This window comes from Klebsiella sp. JB_Kp004 (assembly GCF_040065795.1).
Classification (GTDB): Bacteria; Pseudomonadota; Gammaproteobacteria; order Enterobacterales; family Enterobacteriaceae; genus Klebsiella; species Klebsiella quasipneumoniae.
Genome location: NZ_JBEAKW010000040.1, coordinates 23,172 through 48,278 on the forward strand (window position 1 = coordinate 23,172; position 25,107 = coordinate 48,278).

The following is a 25,107-nucleotide window of genomic DNA, read 5'->3' on the forward strand; positions in this document are numbered from 1 at the left end:
GGGCCTGATTTTTTTCGCAAGGATAGCGATGAAAATACAACGGAAGTCCCTGTTTTTGTTCTGGGCGTGGATGGATCTCTTTTTCGTCCTGCAATTCTTATGGTGGAATATTGCCCACCGCCGACTCCCTTTTTACGACGACCTGCTGGCTTATCTCCAGCTGCTGCACGACTGGGGCGCTGCGGCGGTCTGGCTCTATCCGCTGAATGTGCTGCTGATTATCAGCATCCCGCTGTCGATGATCCTCTTATTCCGTCAGAGCCGCTATGGGCTGTGGCTGGCCTGGGGGCAGACGCCGCTCAGGCTGGTGTTTATGCAGCCTTCGCTTTCTTTGGGTCTGTGGCTGATTCAGGCCGCCGGCGTCCGGCATTTCGCGATCCTGGCTGGCTTCATGCTGCTCTCTGAAGGGCTGAAAATCGCCAGCCTCTGGTACTGCAGAGGCGGGGCTCAGGGCATAAAGCGATAGCCAATCCCGGTTTCGGTCAGCAGATGCTGCGGGCGCGCCGGATCGGCCTCCAGCTTTTGCCGCAGGTGACCCATATAGATCCGCAGATAATGGCTGTGCTCCACGGCGTTAGGGCCCCACACCTGGTTCAGCAGCTGGCGCTGGGTAAGCACTTTGCCGGGATTATTCAATAGCGCCGTCAGCAGGCGAAACTCGATGGGCGTCAGGTGGATCTCTTCGCTGCCGCGCAGGATGCGGCGGGCGGGGATATTGACCTCCAGGTCGGCGAAGCGCACCACCGGCTCGTCGGCCTGCGCCGCGCCGTGACGACGCAGTGCGACGCGCAGGCGGGCCTGCAGCTCGCCGATGCCAAAGGGTTTACTTAAGTAGTCATCGGCGCCGGCATCCAGGGCGGCAATTTTGTCGTGCTCTTCGCTACGCGCTGACAGGACGATAATCGGCATCTGACTCCACTGGCGCAGGTCGCGAATAAAATCAATGCCGTCGCCATCCGGCAGGCCGAGATCGAGGATCGCGAGGTCGGGCTTACGGGTGGCGGCTTCGATCAGCCCGCGCTGCAGGGTTTCCGCTTCAAATACGCGCATGCCGTCGGCTTCCAGCGCGGTGCGCAGAAAGCGACGGATAGCGTGTTCGTCTTCGATAATCAGAACGTTAATCACAATTCCTCAGATAGCTCTTCCAGTTCAGGGGGCGTTTCTCCCGGCAGTGTAACACGGAATGAGGCGCCGCCTTCCGGCCGGTTGCTGGCGGAGATGGTCCCGCCGTGGACGTCGACGATGGCCTGACAGATGGCAAGGCCCAGCCCGACGCCGGGGATCGCCGACTCTTTGTTGCCGCGGGCGAATTTATCAAAGATAGCCTGTTCCTGGCCCGCCGGGATCCCCGGACCATTATCCCATACCTCCAGCGACAGCTGCCGGGCGTCCGCTTCGGCGCGAATACCGATGTCCGCCCGGGCGCCGGCATACTTATGGGCATTCTCCAGCAGATTGATCAGCACCCGCTCGAACAGCGGCCCGTCGACATGCACCAGCTGCAGCGGGTCGGGTAAATCCAGTTGAACGTGCTGGCCGCCGAGGCTCGGCTCGAGCATACGCAGCGCGCTGCCGACCACTTCCTCCAGCGTCAGCCACTCCTTGTGCAGATTAAAGCCGCCGGACTGGATCCGCGCCATATCCAGCAGGTTGTTCACCAGCCGGGTGGTATTGAGCACATGCTGGCGGATTTCATTGGCCTGCGGGGCATGCTTCGAGCCCTCGCTGGCCAGATCGAGGGTCAGGATTTCCGCCTGGCCAAACAGCACGGTGAGCGGGGTACGCAGATCGTGGGACAGGGCGGCGAGCAGCGAGTTACGCAGGCTTTCGCGCTCGCTGGTCAACCGGGCCTGCTCTTCGCTGGCGGTCAGGGTGAGACGCTCCAGGGCGCTGGCCACCAGCAGGGTGAAGGTCTCCAGCAGCCGCTGCTGCTCCGGGATCATCAGTTGGCGCAGATTCGCCGGCTCCACCACCAGCAGTCCCCAGGTGCGGGCGGCGCTCTTCAGGGGCAGGATCTGATACGGCACGCCGGGCAGGGTATCGGTGCCGGCGCCGGCGGGTTGCCCCTTATCAAAGCTCCAGCGGGCGATGGCGTCATCCCACGGCGTCAGCCCGGGCTGGTGGGTTAAGGGCAGCAGTTTCCCCTGGGCGTCCGGGAGCAGCAGCTGGCTGCGAGCCTGAAAGGTGGAGGCGATAAACCGCTCGCTGGTGGTGGCGATATCCTGCTGGCTACGACCCACCGCCAGCGCTTTGGACATTTCATACAGGTGGCGGGTACGCCGCTCGCGATAGCGCGCCACCCGCGCCTGGTAGCGCACGCCGGCGGTGAGGTTACCGATAAGCAGGCCAACGGTGAGCATCACGCCGAAGGTGAGCAGATACTGGACATCTGACACCGCCAGCGTGCCGCGCGGGGCGACAAAAAAGAGATCGAAGCTGATAACGTTGATCACCGTCGCCAGCACCGACGGCCAGCGGCCATAGAGCAGGGCGATGATCACCACCCCCAGCAGATAGAGCATGACCAGGTTGGCGGCTTCGAAGGCCATCAGCCACTGCATGGCCACCAGGGTAATGATGGCGCACAGGGCCACCGCCAACGCGCAGCCCTGCAGCTGCAGCCGCCATTTCTCCAGCGCCGGACGAGTGTCGCTGGCGCGCGCCGGAAGGGGGAAGGGCTTTTCATCCAGGGCGATAACCACCAGATCGAGGTCCGGCGCGTGACGAGCCAGACGGTCGGCGAAGCCGCTGCGATCCCACCAGCGGCGTTTGCTCTGGCGGCCGATGACAATTTTTCCGAGGTTATGTTCGCGCGCGTAATGGAGGACCGCTTTCTCTTCAGACGGGTCGGAGAGGGTGGCGGTTTCGGCGCCCAGCTCCTGGGCCAGACGCAGCGCGGCGAGGATGGCCCGCCGCCGGGATTCCGGCAGGCGGTGCAGGGAAGGCGTTTCGACATATACCGCATGCCAGACGCTGCCCAGACGGGCGGCGAGGCGGGCGGCGGTACGCACCAGCTTTTCGCTGCCGGTGTTGTGCCCGATACAGAGCAGAATGGCGTCGCGGGTGTGCCAGACTTTCTCCTGGCCCTGGCGGTCGCGCCAGGCGCGCATCTGCTCATCGACGCGATCGGCGGTACGGCGCAGAGCCAGTTCGCGCAGCGCAATCAGGTTCCCTTTGCGGAAAAAGTTCTCGATAGCGCGCTCGGCCTGGCCGCCGATGTAGACTTTGCCCTCATTGAGCCGCTGGCGCAGATCGTCAGGGGGGAGGTCCACCAGCACCACGTCGTCCGCGGCGTCAAAAAAGGGATCGGGGACGGTCTCCCGCACCTGCACGCCGGTGATCCCGCTGACGACGTCGTTCAGGCTTTCCAGATGCTGAACGTTAACCGTGGTGAAGACGTCAATCCCGGCCTCCAGCAGTTCGTCCACATCCTGCCAGCGCTTCGGATGGCGGGAGCCGGGGGCATTACTGTGCGCCAGTTCATCCACCAGAATCAGCGCCGGGCGGCGGGCGAGGGCGGCGTCGAGGTCGAACTCATACACGTAGCGCCCGCGGTGAGCGAGCCGCCGCGGCGGCAGGGTGCTCAGGCCCTGCAGCATCGCGGCGGTCTCTTTCCGGCCGTGGGTCTCCGCCACGCCAATCAGAATATCCAGCCCCTGGGCCCGCAGCCGCTGCGCTTCCGCCAGCATCGCCCAGGTTTTCCCCACCCCGGCGCAGGCGCCGAAGAACACTTTCAGTTTGCCGCGATGCGGGGCGGCGGTGTGCTGCAGCAGGCGGTCAGGGTCCGGACGCAGCGGCTCGTCACTCATTTACTTATCCTTCAGGGCATCCAGCGCCATATTGAGTTGCAGTATATTGACCACCGGCTGGCCAAGGAAGCTCAGCAGCGGCGTTTGTGTGGCCTGGTTAACCAGCGCGGTCACCTGGTCGACGCTCAGCTGGCGCGCTTTGGCCACCCGGGGCGCCTGCCACAGCGCGGCGGCCGGGGTCAGGTTGTTATCGAGACCGCTCGCCGAAGTGGTGACCAGTTCGACTGGCACCCGCGGGTCGGCATCCGGGTTCGCGGCGCGCAGGGCCTGCACCCGCTCGCTCACCGCCTTATCCAGCGCCGGGTTGCTGGCGGCGAGGTTGCTGCCGCCAGAGGCCATCGGGTTATCCGCTGTCTCCGCGGTGGCTGACGGGCGGCCCTGGAAATAGCCTGCGGCGGTAAAGTTCTGGCCAATCAGCGCCGAGCCGCGCACCTCGCCGTTCAGGCGGATCAGCGAGCCATTGGCCTGTGAGTTAAACCACCACTGTCCCAGGCTGGTGGTCAGCAGAGGATAAACGCCGCCGGTGAGCAGGGTTAACAGAATAAATAGCACAAGTGCTGGACGAATCAATGACATAGTTTGTTCCTCACACCAGACCGCTCAGGGTCAGCAGCAGGTCAATGGCTTTAATACCGATAAAAGGCACCAGCAGACCGCCGAGGCCGTAGATCCACAGGTTGCGGCGCAGCATCGCCGAGGCGGAGAGCGGGCGATAGCTCACCCCTTTCAGGGCCAACGGGATCAGGAAGACGATGATCAGCGCGTTGAAGATAACGGCGCTGAGGATCGCCGACGATGGCGAATGCAGGCCCATCACGTTCAGCATCGCCAGCTGGGGATAGACCGCGGCAAACGCCGCCGGAATAATGGCGAAATATTTCGCCACGTCGTTGGCAATACTGAAGGTGGTCAGCGAGCCGCGCGTCATCAGCATCTGTTTGCCGATATGGACCACCTCAATCAGTTTGGTGGGGTTGGAATCCAGGTCGACCATGTTGCCCGCCTCTTTCGCCGCCTGGGTGCCTGAGTTCATGGCCACCGCGACGTCGGCCTGGGCCAGCGCGGGCGCGTCGTTGGTGCCGTCGCCGGTCATCGCCACCAGCCGACCTTCCGACTGATACTGGCGGATCAGCGCCAGCTTGGCTTCCGGCGTCGCTTCGGCGAGGAAATCGTCGACGCCGGCCTCGGCGGCGATCGCCGCGGCGGTGAGGCGGTTATCGCCGGTGATCATCACCGTTTTAATGCCCATTTTGCGCAGCTGGGCGAAACGCTCTTTGATGCCGCCTTTGACGATATCTTTGAGCGAAATAATCCCCAGCACCTTTTCACCTTCGGCAACCACCAGCGGCGTAGCCCCCTGGCGGGCGACCTCTTCCACCTGCTTCTCGACATCGGCAGGGAAGTGGCCGCCGTTGGCCTCCACGTGACGGCGAATCGCGTCCACCGAGCCTTTACGGATCATGCGCTGATCGATATTGATGCCGCTCATCCGCGTTTGCGCGGTAAAGGGGACAAAGGTGGCGTGCAGCGACTGCAGATCGCGTTCGCGCAGGTTGAAGCGCTGCTTCGCCAGCACCACGATGCTGCGTCCCTCAGGGGTTTCGTCCGCCAGCGAGGAGAGCTGGGCGGCGTCGGCGAGGGTTCGCTCTTCCACACCGCGCGCCGGCAGGAAAGCGGAGGCCTGGCGGTTGCCGAGCGTAATGGTCCCGGTTTTATCCAGCAGCAGGACATCGACATCGCCTGCGGCCTCCACCGCGCGGCCGCTGGTGGCGATCACGTTGGCGCCCAGCATACGGCTCATCCCGGCGACGCCGATCGCCGACAGCAGACCGCCGATGGTGGTCGGGATCAGGCACACCAGCAGAGCGACCAGCACGGTGACGCTCACCGCATTGCCGCTCCAGGCCGAGAAGGGCCAGATGGTGGCGGTGGCCAGCAGGAACACCAGCGTCAGGGCGATCAGCAGGATCGTCAGGGCGATTTCGTTCGGCGTTTTACGGCGCTGGGCGCCTTCCACCATGGCGATCATCCGGTCGAGGAAGGTTTCTCCCGGGTTGACGCTGCAGCGGATCACCAGCCAGTCGGAGAGGATGCGCGTCCCGCCGGTCACCGAGGCGAAATCGCCGCCGGATTCGCGGATCACCGGCGCGGACTCGCCGGTAATGGCGCTTTCGTCCACCGAGGCGCCGCCTTCAATGACTTCGCCATCGCAGGGGATAATATCCCCGGCTTCCACCAGCACCACGTCGCCTTTGCGCAGGTCTTCCGCCGGCACATGGTCGACCGTCGCGTCATGCTGCGGGGCGCGCAGCTTACGGGCGAAGGCCGTTTTTTTCACCCCTTTCAGGCTATTGGCCTGGGCTTTGCTGCGGCCTTCCGCCATCGCTTCGGCAAAGTTGGCGAACAGCACGGTAAACCATAACCAGATACTGATGGCAGCGGTAAACGTGGCGCTGCCGGTCAGGGCGCCGCCAGCCATGGCGATGGCCAGCAGGGTGGTTAACAGGCTGCCCACCCAGACGATAAACATCACCGGATTGCGCCACTGCACCATCGGGCTGAGTTTTTTCACGGCATCCAGCAGCGCCTGGCGCACCAGCGTCGGCTCCAGCAGGGCTAATTGTTTGCGACTCATAACAGGGGGCTCCGCATCGCTCAAAGTAAGGAAAAGTGTTCGGCCAGCGGGCCAAGCGCCAGCGCAGGAATAAAGGTCAGGGCGCCCACCAGCAGCACGGTGCCGATCAGCAGACCGATAAACAGGGCGTCGTGGGTGGCCAGGGTACCGGGGCTGGCCGGTTGAATTTTCTTCGTCACCAGCGAGCCGGCGATAGCCATCACCGGAATGATGACGGCGAAGCGTCCAGCCAGCATGCAGAACGCCAGCAGCAGGTTCCAGAAGGGCGTCGCCGCGCCCAGGCCGGCGAAGGCGCTGCCGTTGTTATTGGCCGCCGAGGTGACGGCGTACAGCACTTCGCTAAAGCCGTGCGCGCCGGGGTTGAACATCCCGGCGCGGCCGGCCTCGGTCATCATCGCCAGCGCCGTGCCGAGCAGTACCAGCGTCGGGGTGACCAGAATGGCCAGGGCGATCATTTTCATTTCCCGGACATCGATTTTCTTCCCGAGGTACTCCGGGGTGCGGCCGACCATCAGCCCGGCGATAAACACCGCCAGCATAACGAACAGCAGCATGCCATAGAGACCCGAGCCGACGCCGCCGAACACCACTTCGCCAATCTGCATCAGCCACATCGGCACCATCCCGCCCAGCGCGGTGAAGGAGTCATGCATCGCGTTGACCGCGCCGCAGGAGGCGGCGGTGGTGATCACCGCGAACAGACTGCTGGCGAGAATACCGAAGCGGCTCTCTTTACCTTCTATATTCAGGCTGCTGTCGGCGCCCAGCGTCAGCAGGTGCGGGTTGCCGCGGGTTTCCGCCCACATCACCACGGCGACGCAGAGGATAAAGATCAGCGTCATCGCCCACAGGATAGCGCGCCCCTGGCGGCGATCGCTCACCACCTCGCCGAAGGCGAAGCACAGCGCCGCCGGGATCAGGAAGATGGCCAGCATCTGCACGAGATTGGTCAGCGCCGTCGGGTTTTCAAACGGATGGGCGGAGTTAGCGTTAAAGAAACCGCCGCCGTTGGTGCCCAGCAGCTTAATCGCTTCCTGTGAGGCGACAGGCCCCATCGGCAGCAGCTGGTGCGCCCCTTCGAGGGTGGTAAAGGGCTGGTAAGCCTGCAGGTTCTGCGGCACGCCTTGCTGAATAAAGAACAGGGCCACCAGCAGAGAGAGCGGCAGCAGCAGCCACAGGGTAATGCGCGTCAGGTCGACCCAGGCATTGCCGAGGGTGGACATTTTCTGTCGGGCGAAGGCGCGGGTCAGGGCGAAGACCACGGCGATGCCGGTGGCGGCGGAGAGGAAATTCTGCACCGTCAGCCCCACCATCTGGCTGAGATAGCTCATGGTGCTTTCGCCGGCGTAAGCCTGCCAGTTGGTATTACTGACAAAGCTGACCGCGGTGTTGAGCGCCAGATCCCACGGCAGCCCCGGCAGGTGCTGCGGGTTAAAGGGCAGCACGCCCTGGAGCATCAGCAGGGCAAACAGCGCCAGGCCGCCGAGGGCGTTAAACAGCAGGATCGCCAGCAAATACTGCAGCCAGCCCATCTCTTCGGCGCGGATCCCGGCCACGCGCCACAGAACGCGCTCGACGCCGGCCAGGCCGGGAAGCGGGATGTCGTTCACCATTCTCGCCAGACACATCCCCAGCGGGCGCGCCAGCGCCAGCAATACCAGCAGATAGCTGGCTAATAATAAAAATCCCTGGGCAGCCATCAGAATGCCTCCGCATGTATCAAGGCATAAACCAGATAAGCCAGTAACAGGAACACCAGCCCAACGCCAGTGAGTACGCCTGCAGTCACAATCCACCTCCGGGTGTGTTTTTGATTTACCAGGAGAATAGAAATTACGGCGCAAAGATTTCGCAAAAATCCGCGGGCGCGGTGTAAAAAAAGTATAAAAATGGCAAAGGCACAATTTAACTGATGGTTAGTATTAATTTAACTTTTTCGTAACTAATTTACGGGATGAATGTAAATTAAGTATAAATACGTGCTTTTTAGTGGTCGGATGAGTAGTAAAATTACAACCAACGCGGTACTATTTTGCTCAAACAAACATGGTAATTTTTTACCGGCGCGACTTGCCGGCCTGACAAAGGGGAGAGAAATGATGGCGTTGTACAAAGCTTATCCTGCTCATATTATTTTGCTGCGTCGGGCTTTCGCCGTCGTGGCTGGCGTCGCGGCGCTGCCGGTGATGCTGTTCTGGAAAGATCGCGCCCGCTATTACAGCTGGCTGCACCGGGTGTGGTCGAAAACCAGCGAGCAGCCGGTGTGGATGGCACAGGCGGAAAAAGCCGCTCACGACTTCTACTGATTCGCCCTGCTGCAATGAAAGCCAATAACCGCCGGTTGCCCCCGGCGGTTTTTTTTCGTCGCTTGTCTACACTCGTTGCAAGCGCCGCAGCGGAATTGGCAGGTGCTTATTTTGCCGGAGCGCGCTATTTTTTCCGGCTTAGATCATGAGATGAGTTTTGCTGACGGATAATGAGGAGTGATATGGCCACCCATTTGGTCTGGTTACGCACGGATTTACGCATTCACGATAACCTGGCGCTGGCCGCCGCCTGCCGCGATCCGCAGGCGCAGGTGCTGGCGCTCTATATTGCCACCCCGGGGCAGTGGCGCGAGCATCATATGGCGCCGCGGCAGGCCGCTTTTATCGCCAGCCATTTGCACAGTCTGCACGCCGCGCTGGCGGAGCGGGGCATACCGTTGTGGGTAGAAGAGGCGGACGATTTTAGCGCCAGCGTCGAGCGGCTGGCCCATTTTTGCCAGCAGCACCAGGTCAGTCACCTGTTCTACAACTATCAGTACGAATTCAATGAACGCCAGCGCGATGCCGCCGTTGAGAACACCTTGAGCGAAGTGATTTGCCAGGGATTTGACGACAGCGTCCTGTTGCCGCCCGGCAGCGTACTGACCGGCGGCGGCGAAATGTATAAAGTCTTCACTCCGTTTAACAATGCGTTTATTCGCCGGCTGCGGGAAGGGCTGCCGGCGTGCGTGGCCGCGCCAAAGCCGCGTCAGGCACCCGCCCGCCAGGCGCCGCCGCCGGAGCTCAACTATCCGCAAACGCCGTTCGATGGGCTGCTGTTTGCCGCGGATGAAAAAACGGCGCTGGCGCGGCTGCGCGCGTTTTGTCAGCAACCGGCGGCGGATTATGAGGGGCAGCGCGACTTCCCGGCCGTGGAAGGGACCAGTCGCCTGTCGCCCTGCCTGGCCACCGGGGTGCTGTCGCCGCGCCAGTGCCTGCATCGGCTGCTGACGGAACACCCCGCCGCGCTGGACGGCGGGGCAGGCGCCACCTGGCTTAATGAGCTGATTTGGCGCGAGTTTTACCGCCATCTGATGGTCTACTATCCGAAACTCTGTAAAGGACGGCCGTTTGTCGCCTGGACCGATAAGGTCGCCTGGCGCGAAGAGGATGGCGCCCTGCAGGCCTGGCAGCGCGGGGAGACCGGCTTTCCGATTGTCGATGCCGCCATGCGCCAGCTTAACGCCACCGGCTGGATGCATAACCGGTTGCGCATGATCGTCGCCAGCTTCCTGACTAAAGATCTGCGCCTCGACTGGCGGGCAGGGGAGCGCTATTTCATGAGCCAGCTGATTGATGGCGACCTGGCGGCGAACAACGGCGGCTGGCAGTGGGCCGCTTCGACGGGCACCGACGCCGCGCCCTATTTCCGCATATTTAATCCCACCACCCAGGGCGAGAAGTTTGATAAGCAGGGGGTGTTTATGCGTCGCTGGCTGCCGGAGCTGGCAAAGGTGCCGGAGAAGGCGCTGCATCAGCCGTGGGCGTGGGCGGATAAACAGGGGGTTACGCTGGATTATCCGCGCCCGATAGTCGATCACAAGCAGGCGCGGCAGGAGACGCTGGCGGCCTGGGAGACCGCCAGAAAGGGGATTACTCCACCGCCAGACGGCGGGTCCTGACCTTCAGCGAGTGATACAGCCAGATGACCAGCACCACGCCGACGCAGGCCAGCGCGCCCCAGGTGATCTGGCTGAAGACGTTGATGTAGGCGTCAATGGAGTAGTTCACCGCCCCGGCGGCATCGAATGACGCCTGCGAGGTCTGGTCGGCGATAACTCCGGCCAGATAGTTGGCGATGGCCCCGGAGAGCAGCATATAGATACCGGTCAACACCCCGGTGACCCCCGGGATCTCAATGCGGGTGATTTGCGACATCGCGACCGGGTCGATAAACAGTTCGGCAAAACCCATCACCGCCAGCCCCAGCACCATCAGCGGCATGGACGACTGACCATAGGCCGCCGACCAGCGGGCGCTGAGGGTTAGGATGCAGAACCCGGCGCTCATCAGGCCCAGACCGAGGGCAAATTTTCCCCAGATGCGCACGGTGCGATTACCGCCGACGCTCTCTTTCACCAGCCACGCCAGCACCATGCCGCAGAGCATCACCGCGAAGGCGTTGATCGACTGGAACATAGCGGTAGGGACTTCGTAGCTCATGATATGGCGGTTAACGAAGCGGTCAATATACAGGCTGATGGAGCTGCCGCCCTGTTGGGCGAAGGCCCAGAACAGCAGGCTGAAAGCGGTCAGGACGACGATCAGGCGCAGATCCTTGCGCTGTTTATCGGTCTCGGCGCGCAGGTAGATCCGCGCCAGCACCGCGAGGCCAATGGCCGTGGCCACGATCAGGGCATATACCGACCACTCCTGCCAGAACAGCACGGCAATCAGCAGCGGAGCAGTGACCAGCAGCACCAGCAGCCAGCCCCAGTTCGGCAGCAGGAAACGACGGGCGCACAGCGCCTGGCGGTTCACGCCGGCGGTATGCTGGAAGTGACGGTTGCCGCAGAGGAAAATCACCAGTCCCGCCACCATGCCGATGGCCGCCAGGGCAAAGCCCATCGCCCAGCTATACTCCTCCTGGACGTAGCCGCAGGCGATCGGCGCGATGATCGAGCCGATATTGCCCGCGGCATACATCAGCGAGAAACCGCCATCGCGACGCGGATCGGCGGGTTCGTACAGCTCGCCCAGCAGACAGCTGACGTTGGATTTAAACAACCCGTAGCCGCAGACGATGATCGCCAGCGACAGGTAGAGGAAGACCGGGGCGGTTTCGCTGGCCCCGAGCACCAGATGGCCAATGGCCATCAGCAGCGCGCCGAGCATGACCGCCATCCGGTTGCCTAACAGCTTATCGGCCAGATAGCCGCCGAGGATCGGCGTCACATAGACCAGCGAACAGTAGGCGCTGAACAGGGCGTAAGCGTGGTTATCGTCATATTTAAGCTGATTGGTGAGATAGAGGATCAGCAGGGCGCGCATGCCGTAGAAGCTAAAGTATTCCCAGATTTGCAGCGCCACGACGTAGTAAATCGCCCGCGGTTGCGATGATGTTGTCTTCATGAGAAGTGTGTTTCCTGGCGTAAAGCGAAAGTCGATCGTTCTGCATGAATAGCGTTTAATTAGTCATATTCATGGCTTGAGGGGCTTTCTGATTATTTAATATGCTTTATTAGTGCATAAATATACACGAATGCGCGGCGGGATGAATAGACAAATTGCGCTATTCGGTAAAAAGTCATCGTCAGTGTCGGAGGCGGACTATCGACGACCCGAATGGATCTGGTTATGTTATGCCTTTGTATACCCTGATTATCTGCTGGAGTGGCGATGAAAAATAGCGAACTGGAACAACTGATAAACGACAAGCTCAATAGCGCAGCCATCAGTGACTTCGCCCCTAACGGTCTGCAGGTGGAAGGGCGCGACACGGTGCACAAGATCGTCACCGGAGTCACGGCCAGCCAGGCGCTGCTGGATGAGGCCGTCCGCCTGCAGGCAGATGCGGTAATCGTCCATCACGGCTATTTCTGGAAAAACGAATCGCCAGTGATCCGCGGCATGAAGCGCCGGCGCCTGAAAACCCTGCTGGCCAACGATATCAATCTCTACGGCTGGCACCTGCCGCTGGATGCCCATCCCGAGCTGGGCAATAACGCGCAGCTGGCGCATCTGCTGGGGATTAACGTGCTGGGCGAAATCGAACCGCTGGTGCCCTGGGGCGAACTGTCGATGCCGGTGTCCGGCCTCGAGCTGGCCTCGTGGATTGAAGCGCGGCTGGGACGCAAGCCGCTGTGGTGCGGCGATACCGGGCCGGAGACCGTCAGCCGCGTCGCCTGGTGTACCGGGGGCGGCCAGAGCTTTATCGACGCCGCGGCGCGCTTTGGCGTAGACGCGTTTATCACCGGCGAGGTGTCGGAACAAACCATCCACTCTGCCCGCGAGCAGGGCCTGCATTTTTATGCCGCCGGCCACCACGCCACCGAGCGGGGCGGCATTCGCGCCCTCAGCGAATGGCTGACGGAAACCACCGACCTGGATGTCACCTTTATTGATATTCCTAACCCTGCCTGACGGGAGAGAGAAAAGTGCAGCGAGCGCGTTGTTATCTGTTAGGAGAAACGGCTGTCGTGCTGGAGCTGGAGCCGCCGGTTACCCTTGAAAGCCAGCAACGGATCTGGGGATTAGCCCAGCGTCTGGCGAACCATGAAGAGGTGATTGACGCCATTCCCGGCATGAACAATATCACTGTGGTGCTCCGCCGCCCGCAGGAGGTGGCGTGGGAGGCGATAGACCGTCTGCAGCGCTGGTGGGAGGAGAGCCTCGCGATCGAGCCTGAGTCGCGCTCGCTGTCTGTTCCGGTCGTCTACGGCGGCGAGGCCGGACCGGACCTCGGGGTGGTGGCGCAGCACAGCGGCCTGAGTGAAAAACAGGTCGTGGAGCTGCACGCCTCGGTGGAATATCTGGTCTGGTTTATTGGTTTTCAGCCGGGATTTCCCTACCTGGGCGGGCTGCCTGCGGCGCTGGCGACGCCGCGTCGCGCCGAACCGCGCGTGCTCGTCCCGGTCGGATCGGTGGGTATCGGCGGCGCGCAAACCGGTATCTATCCGCTGGCGACGCCCGGCGGCTGGCAACTGCTGGGGCGGACCGCGCTGACGCTGTTCGACCCGGCGCGGAAGGAGCCTGCGCTACTGCGCGTGGGCGATAAAATTCGCTTTGTGCCGCAAAAGGAGGGGGTATGTTGACCTTGATCCGCGCCGGCCTGTACACCTCGGTACAGGACGGTGGACGAGAAGGCCTGCGCCAGTCTGGCATCAGCCGCTGCGGCGCCCTGGATTATCCCTCGCTGGTGATTGCCAATCTGCTGGTTGGCAACGAGGCGAATGCCGCCGGGCTGGAGATTACCCTCGGCCAGGTGGAGATCGAATTTGCCCGCAGCGGCTGGTTTGCGCTGACCGGCGCCGCCTGCGAAGCGACACTGGACGGTAAAGCGGTCTGGGTGGGCTGGCGCACCGCCTACCGGGCTGGGCAGCGGCTGGTGCTGAAAACGCCGCAGCATGGCATTCGTAGCTATCTGGCGGTGGCGGGCGGGATTGCGGTCCCCGAGGTCCTTGGCTCGCGCTGCACGGATCTCAAGGCGGGGATTGGCGGTCTGGAAGGACGCCGCCTGCAGGACGGCGACAAGCTGAAGCTCGGGAAAGCCGCCCGCCGCTTCACCACCCCGCGCGGCGTCAAGCAGCTGCCGCTGGGCAACCGCATTCGTGCGCTGCCCGGGCCGGAGTACCATGAATTTGACGAGGCCTCGCAGGCGTCATTCTGGCGCGCCCCCTGGAAGCTCAGTCCGCAGAGTAACCGCATGGGGTACCGCCTGCAGGGGCAGCCGCTGAAACGCACCACCGATCGTGAAATGCTGTCGCACGGCCTGCTGCCGGGCGTGGTGCAGGTGCCGCACAACGGCCAGCCCATTGTGCTGATGAACGACGCGCAAACCACCGGCGGCTATCCGCGGATCGCCTGCATTATCGATGCCGATATGTACCAGCTGGCGCAGATCCCGCTGGGGCAGCCGATCCATTTCGTGGCCTGCTCGCTGGAGGAGGCGCTGAAGGCGCGGGCCGATCGCCAGCGTTATCTTGAACAACTGGCCTGGAGACTCCACGATGATGATTGATCTTAATGCCGATCTCGGGGAAGGCGGGGCGAACGATAGCGCGCTGCTCCAGCTGGTGTCATCGGCGAATATCGCCTGTGGTTTTCACGCCGGCGACGCCGGGCTGATGGTGCAGAGCGTGCGCGAGGCGCTGAAGTACGGCGTGGCGGTGGGCGCCCATCCGGGATATCCCGACCGGGAAAATTTTGGCCGCACGGCGATGGATCTGCCGCCGGAAACGGTCTATGCCCAGACGCTGTATCAGATTGGCGCTCTGGCGGCGATCGTTCAGGCGCAGGGCGGCGAGATGCAGCACGTGAAGCCGCACGGCATGCTCTACAACCAGGCGGCCAAATCGCCGCCGCTGGCCGACGCGATCGCCCGCGCGGTCCGCGATGTTAACCCGCAGCTGGTGCTGGTGGGTCTGGCGGGCAGCGAATTGATCCGCGCCGGACAGCGCTATGGTCTGACGACGCGTCAGGAGGTGTTTGCCGATCGCGGTTATCTGGCCGACGGCAGCCTGGTGCCGCGCAGCCAGCCCGGGGCGCTGATTGACAGCGAAGAGCAGGCCCTGGCGCAAACCCTCGAGATGGTGCAACACCACCGGGTGCGCAGCGTCAGCGGCGAATGGGCGAACGTGGTGGCGCAGACGGTATGTCTACACGGTGATGGTCCGCATGCCCTCGATTTTGCCCGCCGTTTACGGGCGGCGTTCGCCGGGCGCCATATTCTGGTCAGCGCTCAGCCAGAGGCTGAGATATGACAATCGGCATGACCGCGAAGGAGAGGATGTTGGCGGGAGTATTACTCACCGGTTTCGAACCCTTTGACGGCGAGACGGTGAACCCTTCCTGGGAAGTGGTGCAGCAGCTTGACGGCACTATGATTGCTGGCCAGCCGGTGACCGCCCGGCAGCTTCCCTGCGTATTTGGCGAGGCGCTGTCGGCGCTCGACGCGGCGATAGAGGACCTGCAGCCGAAGCTGGTTATCGCGGTGGGGCAGGCCGGCGGTCGGGTCGATATCAGCGTCGAACGTGTGGCGATCAACGTCGATGATGCGCGCATCCCCGATAACAAAGGCCAGCAACCCATCGACACGCCGATCGTCGACGGCGGGCCGGCGGCGTGGTTCAGCACCTTGCCGATCAAAGCGATCGTCAGCGCGCTGCGCGATCGCGGGATCCCGGCCTCGGTGTCGCAAACCGCCGGCACCTTCGTCTGCAACCACGTCATGTACGGCCTGTTGCACAGGCTGCAGGGTCAGGCTGAGGTGAGAGGCGGTTTTATCCATATTCCATGGCTACCGGCGCAGGCGGCGGCCCATCCCGGCGAGCCGAGTATGGCGATCGCCACCGTGCGGGAGGCGCTGGAGACGGCCATTGCCGTGGCCCTGCGCCAGCCGGTGGACAGTAAACTGGGCGGCGGCGCCACCCACTGACAAAAGGATGACAGTATGCCGGAAGGTCCGGAGATCCGCCGCGCGGCGGATACACTGGAGGCGGCAATCAAAGACGAACCCTTAACCGACGTCTGGTTCGCCTTTCCCCGGTTGCAACCCTACCAAACCCCGCTGATTGGTCAGCGGGTTACCCATATCGACACCCGGGGCAAAGCCCTGCTGACCCGCTTCTCCGGCGGCCTGACCCTGTACAGCCATAATCAGCTGTACGGCGTCTGGCGCGTGGTTGACGCTGGCGAACAGCCCGCCTCTAACCGGGTGCTGCGCGTCAGGCTCCAGACCGCCAGCAAGGCGATTTTGCTCTACAGCGCGTCGGACATTGAGATGCTCACAGCGGAGCAGGTGGCCAACCATCCATTCTTGCTGCGCATCGGTCCGGACGTACTGGATATGACGTTAACCGCGGAGCAGGTGAAAGCGCGGCTGCTGTCGGCCAAATTCCGCCATCGTCAGTTTTCCGGCCTGCTGTTGGATCAGGCTTTTCTTGCCGGGCTGGGAAACTATCTGCGGGTGGAAATCCTCTGGCAGGTGGGGCTGACCGGGCAGCATAAGGCCTCGGAGCTGAATGCAATACAACTGGATGCGTTGGCGCACGCGCTGCTTGATATCCCGCGGCTTTCCTATCGCACCCGCGGCCAGCCCGATGACAACAAGCACCACGGCGCGCTGTTCCGCTTTAAGGTGTTCCATCGCGATGGCGAACAGTGCGAGCGCTGCGGGGGCGTGATTGAGAAGACGATGCTCTCCTCGCGGCCGTTTTACTGGTGCCCGCGCTGCCAGCATTAAGCCGGCGACCAGGCAGCACCAGACCTCATCGTCAGGCATAAAAAAACGCGCCATCAGGCGCGTTTTTATCATCCGGACAGCGAGATTAACGCTTGATGTCGGACTGGAAATCGCGTTTTTCGTAGCCGGTATAGAGCTGACGCGGACGGGCGATTTTCATGCCATCGCTGTGCATTTCGTTCCAGTGCGCAATCCAGCCCACGGTACGCGCCATGGCGAAGATAACGGTAAACATGGAGGACGGAATACCCATCGCTTTCAGGATGATACCGGAGTAGAAGTCGACGTTCGGGTAGAGTTTCTTCTCGATGAAGTACGGGTCGTTCAGCGCGATATGCTCCAGCTCCATGGCCACCTGCAGCAGGTCGTCTTTGGTGCCCAGCTCTTTCAGCACTTCATGGCAGGTTTCACGCATCACGGTGGCGCGCGGGTCGTAGTTTTTGTACACACGATGGCCGAAGCCCATCAGGCGGAAAGAGTCATTCTTGTCTTTCGCACGACGAACAAATTCCGGAATGTGCTCAACGGAGCTGATCTCTTCCAGCATTTTCAGCGCCGCTTCGTTGGCGCCGCCGTGCGCCGGTCCCCACAGGGAGGCGATGCCGGCTGCGATACAGGCGAACGGGTTAGCGCCGGAAGAGCCCGCGGTACGTACCGTCGAGGTCGAGGCGTTCTGTTCGTGATCGGCGTGCAGGATCAGAATACGGTCCATTGCGCGCTCCAGCACCGGATTGACTTCGTACTCTTCGCACGGCGTGGCGAACATCATGCGCAGGAAGTTGCCGGCGTAGGAGAGGTCATTGCGCGGATAAACAAACGGCTGGCCGATAGAATACTTGTAACACATGGCTGCCATGGTCGGCATTTTGGACAGCAGGCGATAGGCGGCAATTTCACGGTGACGCGGGTTATTCACGTCGAGGGAGTCGTGATAGAACGCCGCCAGGGCGCCGGTGATCCCGCACATAACGGCCATCGGGTGAGAATCGCGACGGAACGCATGGAACAGACGAGTAATCTGCTCATGGATCATGGTGTGGCGGGTGACGGTGGTTTTGAATTCGTCATATTCGGCCTGGGTCGGTTTTTCACCGTTTAGCAGAATGTAACAAACTTCAAGATAGTTTGATTCGGTCGCTAACTGGTCGATCGGGAAGCCACGGTGCAGCAGGATCCCCTCGTCACCATCGATAAACGTAATTTTAGATTCACAGGAAGCGGTAGATGTGAAACCTGGGTCAAAGGTAAATACGCCTTTTGAACCAAGACTACGAATATCAATAACATCCTGACCGAGCGTGCCTTTTAGCACATCCAGTTCAATAGCAGTGTCACCACCCAGGGTGATTTTTGCTTTAGCATCAGACATTTATGGTCTCCTTAGCGCCTTTATTGCTTAAGACTGCCGGGTGGTGGATTTGCTTTCGGCCCGCGCCCGTATACGTTACCAGTTTGTTATGTTGCACACAGCTCTGCGTCAGCGAAAAGGGCAGGGTACAGAGCAACGGCGCTTGATGGCACGTTCTTCAGGGCTGCGGTGAAACAACAGCAAATCAGCGTTTTAGCAGTCCGAATATTAAAACCTGTATACCACTAATAACTGTCCTGATTACATCGGTCAATACTGACACACTGTTACATAACTTATTCTCAGGTGAAAGCATGACCTCATAACTTTTGAGCATTATTGCATTTAACTGGTAATGGTTGTAACAAGAATGTTTAATATTTGTCAAATCAGGTGATTAAAAATTAAAAAAATGTTGTTATCGTGACCTTGATCACTGTTCCGGAGAAAACCCAACAAACTATATGTAGGTTAATTGTAATGATTTTGTGAACGGCCTATACTGCGGCCAGGTCTCCGGAACACCCTGCAATCCCGAGCCACCCAGCGTTGTTTAGTGATGTTTTAATGCCTGAAAAGACGTTTTAACATGACTTCTGGTTATAGAAAGGACGCTGTCTGACCCGCAAGCAGACCGGAGGAAGGAAACAATAAGAACAGCATGTGGGCGTTATTCATGGTAAGAAATGTGAAAAAACAAAGACCTGTCAATCTGGATCTACAAACGATACGGTTCCCAATCACGGCGATAGCGTCCATTCTCCATCGCGTTTCCGGTGTCATCACCTTCGTGGCGGTCGGAATTCTGCTTTGGCTGCTGGGCACCAGCCTCTCCTCCCCTGAAGGTTTTCTGACGGCGGCCTCGATCATGGATAGCTTCTTTGTGAAGTTCATCATGTGGGGCATTCTCACCGCGCTGGCCTATCACGTCGTTGTTGGTATCCGCCATCTGATGATGGACTTTGGCTACCTGGACGAAACCCTCGAAGCAGGGAAACGTTCCGCCAAGATTTCTTTTGTTATTACTGTCGTGCTTTCACTTCTCGCAGGAGTCCTCGTATGGTAAGCAACGCCTCAGCACTGGGACGCAACGGCGTACATGACTTTATTCTGGTCCGTGCTACCGCCATCGTTCTGACCCTCTACATCATCTACATGGTTGGCTTCTTCGCTACCACCGGTGAAATCTCATGGGAAGTGTGGACCGGATTCTTTGCCTCCGGCTTCACTAAAGTCTTCACTCTGCTGGCTCTCGTTTCCATTCTTATCCATGCCTGGATCGGGATGTGGCAGGTGTTAACGGACTACGTTAAACCACTGGCTCTGCGCCTGGTTCTGCAACTGGCTATCGTTGTGGCGCTGGTGGCTTACGTTCTTTATGGATTTGTTGTGGTGTGGGGTGTGTAATGAAATTGCCAGTCAGAGAGTTTGATGCTGTTGTCATCGGTGCCGGCGGCGCAGGTATGCGCGCGGCGCTGCAAATTTCCCAGAGCGGACAGACCTGTGCGCTGCTCTCCAAAGTTTTCCCGACCCGATCGCACACCGTATCCGCGCAGGGTGGTATCACCGTCGCGCTCGGTAACTCCCATGAAGATAACTGGGAATGGCATATGTACGACACCGTAAAAGGGTCGGACTATATCGGCGACCAGGACGCCATCGAATATATGTGTAAGACCGGCCCGGAAGCGATTCTCGAGCTGGAGCACATGGGCCTGCCGTTCTCCCGTCTTGACGACGGCCGTATTTATCAGCGCCCGTTCGGCGGCCAGTCGAAGAACTTCGGCGGCGAGCAGGCGGCGCGTACCGCGGCGGCGGCTGACCGTACCGGCCACGCCCTGCTGCACACCCTGTACCAGCAGAACCTCAAAAACCACACCACTATCTTCTCCGAATGGTATGCCCTCGATCTGGTGAAAAACCAGGACGGCGCGGTGGTGGGTTGTACCGCCCTGTGCATCGAGACCGGCGAAGTGGTCTACTTTAAAGCCCGCGCCACCGTGCTGGCGACCGGCGGCGCAGGCCGTATCTATCAGTCCACCACCAACGCCCACATCAACACCGGTGACGGCGTCGGGATGGCCATCCGCGCCGGCGTGCCGGTGCAGGATATGGAAATGTGGCAGTTCCACCCGACCGGTATCGCCGGGGCCGGGGTTCTGGTCACCGAAGGTTGCCGCGGCGAAGGCGGTTATCTGCTGAATAAACACGGCGAGCGCTTTATGGAGCGTTATGCGCCGAACGCGAAAGACCTGGCGGGTCGTGACGTGGTGGCGCGTTCCATCATGATCGAGATCCGCGAAGGCCGCGGCTGCGACGGTCCGTGGGGCCCGCACGCGAAACTGAAACTGGATCACCTGGGTAAAGAGGTTCTGGAATCTCGTCTGCCAGGTATCCTTGAGCTGTCCCGCACCTTTGCTCACGTCGATCCGGTGAAAGAGCCGATCCCGGTTATCCCAACCTGCCACTACATGATGGGCGGTATTCCGACCAAAGTGACCGGCCAGGCGCTGACCGTCAATGAGAAGGGCGAAGACGTGGTGATCCCGGGTCTGTTCGCGGTGGGCGAAATCGCCTGCGTATCGGTCCACGGTGCCAACCGTTTGGGCGGCAACTCGCTGCTCGACCTGGTGGTCTTCGGCCGCGCGGCGGGCCTGCATCTGCAGGAGTCTATCGCCGAGCAGGGCACGCTGCGCGACGCCAGCGAATCCGATATCGAAGGCTCGCTGGACCGCCTCAACCGCTGGAACAACACCCGTTCCGGTGAAGATCCGGTGGCGATCCGCAAAGCGCTGCAGGAATGTATGCAGCATAACTTCTCGGTGTTCCGCGAAGGTGATGCGATGCACAAAGGTCTGGAACAGCTGAAAGTGATCCGCGAGCGCCTGAAAAACGCCCGTCTCGACGATACCTCCAGCGAGTTCAACACCCAGCGCGTTGAGTGCCTGGAGCTGGATAACCTGATGGAAACCGCGTACGCGACCGCCGTATCCGCTAACTTCCGTACCGAGAGCCGTGGCGCCCACAGCCGCTTCGACTTCCCGGATCGTGATGATGAAAACTGGCTGTGCCATTCCCTGTATCTGCCAGAGTCGGAATCCATGACGCGTCGTAGCGTCAACATGGAACCGAAACTGCGTCCGGCATTCCCGCCGAAGATTCGTACTTATTAATGCGGAGACAGGAAAATGAAACTCGAGTTTTCAATTTATCGCTATAACCCGGATGTTGACGACGCTCCGCACATGCAGGATTACACCCTCGACGCGGAAGAAGGTCGTGACATGATGCTGCTGGATGCGCTGATCCAGCTGAAAGAAAAAGATCCGTCGCTGTCGTTCCGCCGCTCCTGCCGTGAAGGGGTCTGCGGTTCCGATGGCCTGAACATGAACGGGAAAAACGGTCTGGCGTGCATCACGCCGATCTCCGCGCTGAATCAGCCGGGCAAGAAGATTGTTATCCGCCCGCTGCCAGGATTACCGGTTATCCGTGATTTGGTGGTGGACATGGGGCAATTCTATGCACAATATGAGAAGATTAAGCCTTACTTGTTGAATAATGGGCAAAATCCTCCGGCTCGCGAGCATCTGCAGATGCCTGAGCAGCGTGAGAAGCTCGATGGCCTGTACGAGTGTATTCTGTGCGCATGTTGTTCGACCTCGTGCCCGTCGTTCTGGTGGAACCCGGACAAGTTCATCGGCCCGGCAGGCCTGCTGGCCGCGTATCGCTTCCTGATCGACAGTCGCGATACCGAAACCAGCGAGCGTCTGGACGGCCTGAGCGATGCTTTCAGCGTATTCCGCTGTCACAGCATTATGAACTGCGTCAGTGTGTGTCCTAAGGGGCTGAACCCGACGCGCGCCATCGGCCATATTAAGTCGATGCTGCTGCAGCGCAGCGCGTAAGTTGTTTTAGTTGCCGGATGGCGACGTAAACGTCTTATCCGGCCTACAGGAGCATATTTTGTAGGCCTGATAAGCGAAGCGCCATCAGGCAATAGATATAGCAGGAAATCTTTAAAAACCGCCAAATATGTACCAGTAATCAAGGCGTTCAGAGCGAGGTAAGGCGGCAACTGAACGCATCCCAGGGAGCATAGTGAACTATGTGACCGGGGTAAGTGAAGGCAGCTAACGCAACCGCAGCCTGAACGCCGAAGATTAATGGCAGTTTTTAAAGGTTCCTTAGCGGATAGAAACCACAACTCGTCCGCAACAAGTGAACCCCGGCACGTGCACTCGGTGTGCGTGGTAGTTTCTACGGCGAAATAAGCATATGAATGCTTAAGGGATCACGATGCAGAACGGCGCAATGAAAGCCTGGCTGGACTCTTCTTATCTCTCTGGTTCGAACCAGAGCTGGATAGAACAGCTCTATGAAGACTTCTTAACCGATCCTGACTCTGTTGACGCCAACTGGCGTTCAATGTTCCAGCAGTTACCTGGCACCGGAGTTAAACCGGATCAATTTCATTCCAAAACGCGTGATTATTTCCGTCGACTGGCGAAGGATGCCTCACGTTACACTTCTTCGATTTCCGACCCAGACACCAATGTGAAGCAGGTTAAAGTCCTGCAGCTTATCAACGCATACCGTTTCCGTGGCCACCAGCATGCGAATCTCGATCCGCTGGGGCTGTGGAAGCAAGAGAGAGTGGCGGATCTCGATCCGGCCTACCACGATCTGACCGAGGCCGATTTCCAGGAAAGCTATAACGTAGGTTCATTTGCCATCGGTAAAGACACGATGAAGCTGGGCGAGCTGATTGCCGCCCTTAAGCAAACCTACTGCGGCTCCATCGGCGCGGAATATATGCATATCACCTCTACCGAAGAAAAACGCTGGATCCAGCAGCGCATTGAATCGGTAGCCGGCAAAGCGAGCTTTACCGCGGAAGAGAAAAAACGTTTCCTCGGCGAACTGACTGCCGCGGAAGGGCTGGAGCGCTACCTCGGCGCCAAATTCCCGGGGGCGAAGCGCTTCTCGCTGGAGGGTGGCGACGCCCTGATCCCCATGCTCAAAGAGATGATCCGCCATGCGGGTAAGAGCGGCACCCGTGAAGTGGTGCTGGGCATGGCGCACCGTGGCCGTCTCAACGTGCTGGTCAACGTGCTGGGTAAAAAACCGCAGGACCTGTTCGACGAGTTTGCCGGCAAACATAAAGAACACCTCGGTACCGGCGATGTGAAGTACCACATGGGCTTCTCTTCCGATATAGAAACCGAAGGCGGTCTGGTGCACCTGGCGCTGGCGTTTAACCCGTCGCACCTCGAGATCGTCAGCCCGGTGGTGATCGGTTCCGTACGCGCCCGTCTGGATCGTCTGGACGAGCCGAGCAGCAACAAGGTTCTGCCGATCACTATCCATGGCGACGCCGCGGTGACCGGCCAGGGCGTGGTTCAGGAAACCCTGAACATGTCCAAAGCCCGCGGTTACGAAGTGGGCGGGACCGTGCGCATCGTTATCAACAACCAGGTGGGCTTCACGACCTCTAACCCGCTGGATGCGCGTTCGACCCCGTACTGCACCGACATCGGTAAAATGGTGCAGGCGCCGATTTTCCACGTCAACGCCGACGATCCGGAAGCGGTCGCTTTCGTCACCCGTCTGGCGCTGGATTTCCGCAATACCTTCAAACGCGATGTCTTCATCGACCTGGTGTGCTACCGCCGTCACGGCCATAACGAAGCCGATGAGCCGAGCGCAACCCAGCCGCTGATGTATCAGAAGATCAAAAAGCACCCGACCCCGCGCAAAATCTATGCTGACAAGCTGGAGCAGGACAAGGTCGCGACCCTGGAAGATGCTACCGAGCAGGTTAACCTCTACCGCGATGCGCTGGATGCCGGCGAATGCGTGGTGAAGGAATGGCGTCCGATGAACATGCACTCCTTTACCTGGTCGCCGTACCTCAACCATGAGTGGGACGAGAGCTATCCGGATAAAGTGGAGCCGAAGCGTCTGCAGGAGCTGGCCAAACGCATCAGCACGGTGCCGGAAGGTATCGAAATGCAGTCCCGCGTGGCGAAAATTTACGCCGACCGCCAGGCGATGGCGGCAGGTGAGAAGCTGTTCGATTGGGGCGGCGCTGAAAACCTGGCCTACGCCACGCTGGTTGACGAAGGTATTCCGGTGCGTCTGTCCGGGGAAGACTCCGGTCGCGGCACCTTCTTCCACCGTCATGCGGTGATCCATAACCAGACCAATGGTTCAACCTACACCCCGCTGCAGCATGTCCATAACGGTCAGGGCCAGTTCCGCGTTTGGGACTCCGTGCTGTCTGAAGAAGCGGTGCTGGCGTTTGAATATGGTTACGCCACTGCAGAGCCGCGCACCCTGACCATCTGGGAAGCGCAGTTTGGCGACTTCGCCAACGGCGCGCAGGTGGTGATCGACCAGTTCATCTCCTCCGGTGAGCAGAAGTGGGGCCGGATGTGCGGCCTGGTGATGCTCCTGCCGCACGGCTACGAAGGCCAGGGCCCGGAGCACTCCTCCGCCCGTCTGGAGCGTTATCTGCAGCTGTGCGCTGAGCAGAATATGCAGGTATGCGTGCCGTCCACGCCGGCGCAGGTGTACCACATGCTGCGTCGTCAGGCGCTGCGCGGTATGCGTCGTCCGCTGGTGGTGATGTCGCCGAAGTCGCTGCTGCGTCATCCGCTGGCGGTCTCCAGCATGGATGAGCTGGCGAACGGCACTTTCCTGCCGGCCATCGGTGAAATCGATCAACTTGATCCGCAGGCTGTGAAGCGCGTGGTGCTGTGCTCTGGTAAGGTTTACTACGACCTGCTGGAACAGCGCCGTAAAAACGAGCAAAAAGATGTCGCTATCGTTCGTATCGAGCAGCTCTATCCGTTCCCGCATCAGGCGGTGCAGGATGCGCTGAAAGCGTATGCGCACGTACATGATTTTGTCTGGTGCCAGGAAGAGCCGCTCAACCAGGGCGCATGGTACTGCAGCCAGCATCACTTCCGTGAAGTGATTCCGTTTGGGGCCTCTCTGCGTTATGCAGGCCGCCCGGCCTCCGCCTCTCCGGCGGTAGGGTATATGTCCGTTCACCAGAAACAGCAACAAGATCTGGTCAATGACGCGCTGAACGTCGATTAATT

The 25,107-nt window shown here is 60.4% G+C and carries 22 protein-coding genes; 14 read left to right on the forward strand and 8 right to left on the reverse strand.

The features are described from left to right. The first annotated feature begins 28 nt into the window (after nucleotides 1-28). Nucleotides 29-466 carry an arginine:ornithine antiporter gene (locus tag ABLX76_RS17295; protein ID WP_243805581.1) on the forward strand — a complete coding sequence of 146 codons (438 nt, stop codon included), beginning with the start codon at nucleotides 29-31 and terminating at the stop codon, nucleotides 464-466. Here the strand turns inward: ABLX76_RS17295 and kdpE are convergent. From kdpE to kdpF, 6 genes are read right to left on the reverse strand one after another with little or no spacing between them, the layout of a single operon-like run. Next, nucleotides 448-1,125: a two-component system response regulator KdpE gene (gene kdpE, locus ABLX76_RS17300; RefSeq protein ID WP_023322237.1), complete on the reverse strand. Its 678-nt coding sequence runs from the start codon at nucleotides 1,123-1,125 to the stop codon at nucleotides 448-450. The two genes, ABLX76_RS17295 and kdpE, sit on opposite strands and share 19 nt — an antisense overlap. Beyond that, nucleotides 1,122-3,809: a two-component system sensor histidine kinase KdpD gene (gene kdpD / locus ABLX76_RS17305; protein WP_032455149.1), complete on the reverse strand. Its 2,688-nt coding sequence runs from the start codon at nucleotides 3,807-3,809 to the stop codon at nucleotides 1,122-1,124. Before kdpD ends, kdpE begins: the two co-directional genes overlap by 4 nt. Next, the gene (gene kdpC, locus ABLX76_RS17310; RefSeq protein ID WP_023288862.1) at nucleotides 3,810-4,385 is read right to left on the reverse strand and encodes a potassium-transporting ATPase subunit KdpC; all 576 of its coding nucleotides are present in this window, start codon (nucleotides 4,383-4,385) and stop codon (nucleotides 3,810-3,812) included. It abuts the gene before it with no gap. A 10-nt stretch (nucleotides 4,386-4,395) separates the two neighbouring features. Then, complete coding sequence (gene kdpB / locus ABLX76_RS17315) at nucleotides 4,396-6,444, reverse strand: potassium-transporting ATPase subunit KdpB (protein WP_004885966.1); 2,049 nt, start codon at nucleotides 6,442-6,444, stop codon at nucleotides 4,396-4,398. A 20-nt stretch (nucleotides 6,445-6,464) separates the two neighbouring features. Beyond that, nucleotides 6,465-8,144 carry a potassium-transporting ATPase subunit KdpA gene (gene kdpA / locus ABLX76_RS17320; protein ID WP_086075264.1) on the reverse strand — a complete coding sequence of 560 codons (1,680 nt, stop codon included), beginning with the start codon at nucleotides 8,142-8,144 and terminating at the stop codon, nucleotides 6,465-6,467. Then, nucleotides 8,144-8,233 carry a K(+)-transporting ATPase subunit F gene (gene kdpF / locus ABLX76_RS17325; protein ID WP_020323459.1) on the reverse strand — a complete coding sequence of 30 codons (90 nt, stop codon included), beginning with the start codon at nucleotides 8,231-8,233 and terminating at the stop codon, nucleotides 8,144-8,146. The genes kdpA and kdpF overlap by 1 nt, the downstream gene beginning before the upstream one ends. 307 nt (nucleotides 8,234-8,540) lie before the next feature. On the opposite strand from kdpF, the gene ABLX76_RS17330 reads away from it, so the two are divergent. Both ABLX76_RS17330 and phrB read left to right on the forward strand, forming a co-directional pair. Next, nucleotides 8,541-8,750, forward strand: coding sequence for a DUF2517 family protein (locus ABLX76_RS17330; RefSeq protein ID WP_004142243.1), 210 nt, complete (start codon nucleotides 8,541-8,543; stop codon nucleotides 8,748-8,750). A 182-nt stretch (nucleotides 8,751-8,932) separates the two neighbouring features. Continuing rightward, nucleotides 8,933-10,372, forward strand: a complete 1,440-nt coding sequence (phrB, locus tag ABLX76_RS17335) for a deoxyribodipyrimidine photo-lyase (protein WP_086075265.1) — start codon at nucleotides 8,933-8,935, stop codon at nucleotides 10,370-10,372. Here the strand turns inward: phrB and ABLX76_RS17340 are convergent. Continuing rightward, complete coding sequence (locus ABLX76_RS17340; protein WP_032455154.1) at nucleotides 10,344-11,822, reverse strand: MFS transporter; 1,479 nt, start codon at nucleotides 11,820-11,822, stop codon at nucleotides 10,344-10,346. The two genes, phrB and ABLX76_RS17340, sit on opposite strands and share 29 nt — an antisense overlap. A 267-nt stretch (nucleotides 11,823-12,089) precedes the next feature. Here ABLX76_RS17340 and ABLX76_RS17345 point away from each other — a divergent pair, with 267 nt between their 5' ends. From ABLX76_RS17345 to nei, 6 genes are read left to right on the forward strand one after another with little or no spacing between them, the layout of a single operon-like run. Next, a complete protein-coding gene (locus ABLX76_RS17345) occupies nucleotides 12,090-12,833 on the forward strand; it encodes a type 2 GTP cyclohydrolase I (RefSeq protein ID WP_023288867.1) in 744 nt (247 codons plus the stop codon). A gap of 14 nt (nucleotides 12,834-12,847) precedes the next feature. After that, nucleotides 12,848-13,504: a 5-oxoprolinase subunit PxpB gene (gene pxpB, locus ABLX76_RS17350; RefSeq protein ID WP_348874970.1), complete on the forward strand. Its 657-nt coding sequence runs from the start codon at nucleotides 12,848-12,850 to the stop codon at nucleotides 13,502-13,504. After that, nucleotides 13,498-14,430 carry a 5-oxoprolinase subunit PxpC gene (gene pxpC, locus ABLX76_RS17355; protein WP_023288869.1) on the forward strand — a complete coding sequence of 311 codons (933 nt, stop codon included), beginning with the start codon at nucleotides 13,498-13,500 and terminating at the stop codon, nucleotides 14,428-14,430. Before pxpB ends, pxpC begins: the two co-directional genes overlap by 7 nt. Continuing rightward, the gene (pxpA, locus tag ABLX76_RS17360) at nucleotides 14,420-15,172 is read left to right on the forward strand and encodes a 5-oxoprolinase subunit PxpA (protein WP_023288870.1); all 753 of its coding nucleotides are present in this window, start codon (nucleotides 14,420-14,422) and stop codon (nucleotides 15,170-15,172) included. Before pxpC ends, pxpA begins: the two co-directional genes overlap by 11 nt. Nucleotides 15,173-15,201: 29 nt before the next feature. Beyond that, on the forward strand, nucleotides 15,202-15,846 hold the full coding sequence (pcp, locus tag ABLX76_RS17365) for a pyroglutamyl-peptidase I (RefSeq protein ID WP_048334976.1): 645 nt from the start codon (nucleotides 15,202-15,204) through the stop codon (nucleotides 15,844-15,846). 15 nt (nucleotides 15,847-15,861) lie between these two features. Beyond that, nucleotides 15,862-16,653 (forward strand): endonuclease VIII, encoded by a 792-nt coding sequence (gene nei / locus ABLX76_RS17370; protein WP_032455160.1) that lies wholly within the window; start codon nucleotides 15,862-15,864, stop codon nucleotides 16,651-16,653. 85 nt (nucleotides 16,654-16,738) lie between these two features. On the opposite strand, the gene gltA is transcribed toward nei, so the two are convergent. Then, the gene (gene gltA, locus ABLX76_RS17375; protein WP_023288873.1) at nucleotides 16,739-18,022 is read right to left on the reverse strand and encodes a citrate synthase; all 1,284 of its coding nucleotides are present in this window, start codon (nucleotides 18,020-18,022) and stop codon (nucleotides 16,739-16,741) included. A gap of 640 nt (nucleotides 18,023-18,662) precedes the next feature. Here gltA and sdhC point away from each other — a divergent pair. From sdhC to sucA, 5 genes are all read left to right on the forward strand, one after another. Then, nucleotides 18,663-19,067 carry a succinate dehydrogenase cytochrome b556 subunit gene (gene sdhC, locus ABLX76_RS17380; protein ID WP_004142216.1) on the forward strand — a complete coding sequence of 135 codons (405 nt, stop codon included), beginning with the start codon at nucleotides 18,663-18,665 and terminating at the stop codon, nucleotides 19,065-19,067. After that, nucleotides 19,061-19,408, forward strand: a complete 348-nt coding sequence (gene sdhD / locus ABLX76_RS17385; RefSeq protein ID WP_002894949.1) for a succinate dehydrogenase membrane anchor subunit — start codon at nucleotides 19,061-19,063, stop codon at nucleotides 19,406-19,408. The genes sdhC and sdhD overlap by 7 nt, the downstream gene beginning before the upstream one ends. After that, a complete protein-coding gene (gene sdhA, locus ABLX76_RS17390) occupies nucleotides 19,408-21,174 on the forward strand; it encodes a succinate dehydrogenase flavoprotein subunit (RefSeq protein ID WP_004179067.1) in 1,767 nt (588 codons plus the stop codon). Before sdhD ends, sdhA begins: the two co-directional genes overlap by 1 nt. A 15-nt stretch (nucleotides 21,175-21,189) precedes the next feature. Continuing rightward, the gene (sdhB, locus tag ABLX76_RS17395; RefSeq protein WP_023288874.1) at nucleotides 21,190-21,906 is read left to right on the forward strand and encodes a succinate dehydrogenase iron-sulfur subunit SdhB; all 717 of its coding nucleotides are present in this window, start codon (nucleotides 21,190-21,192) and stop codon (nucleotides 21,904-21,906) included. Nucleotides 21,907-22,297: 391 nt separating this feature from the next. Then, nucleotides 22,298-25,105 (forward strand): 2-oxoglutarate dehydrogenase E1 component, encoded by a 2,808-nt coding sequence (gene sucA / locus ABLX76_RS17400; protein WP_023288875.1) that lies wholly within the window; start codon nucleotides 22,298-22,300, stop codon nucleotides 25,103-25,105. Nucleotides 25,106-25,107: the final 2 nt, after the last annotated feature.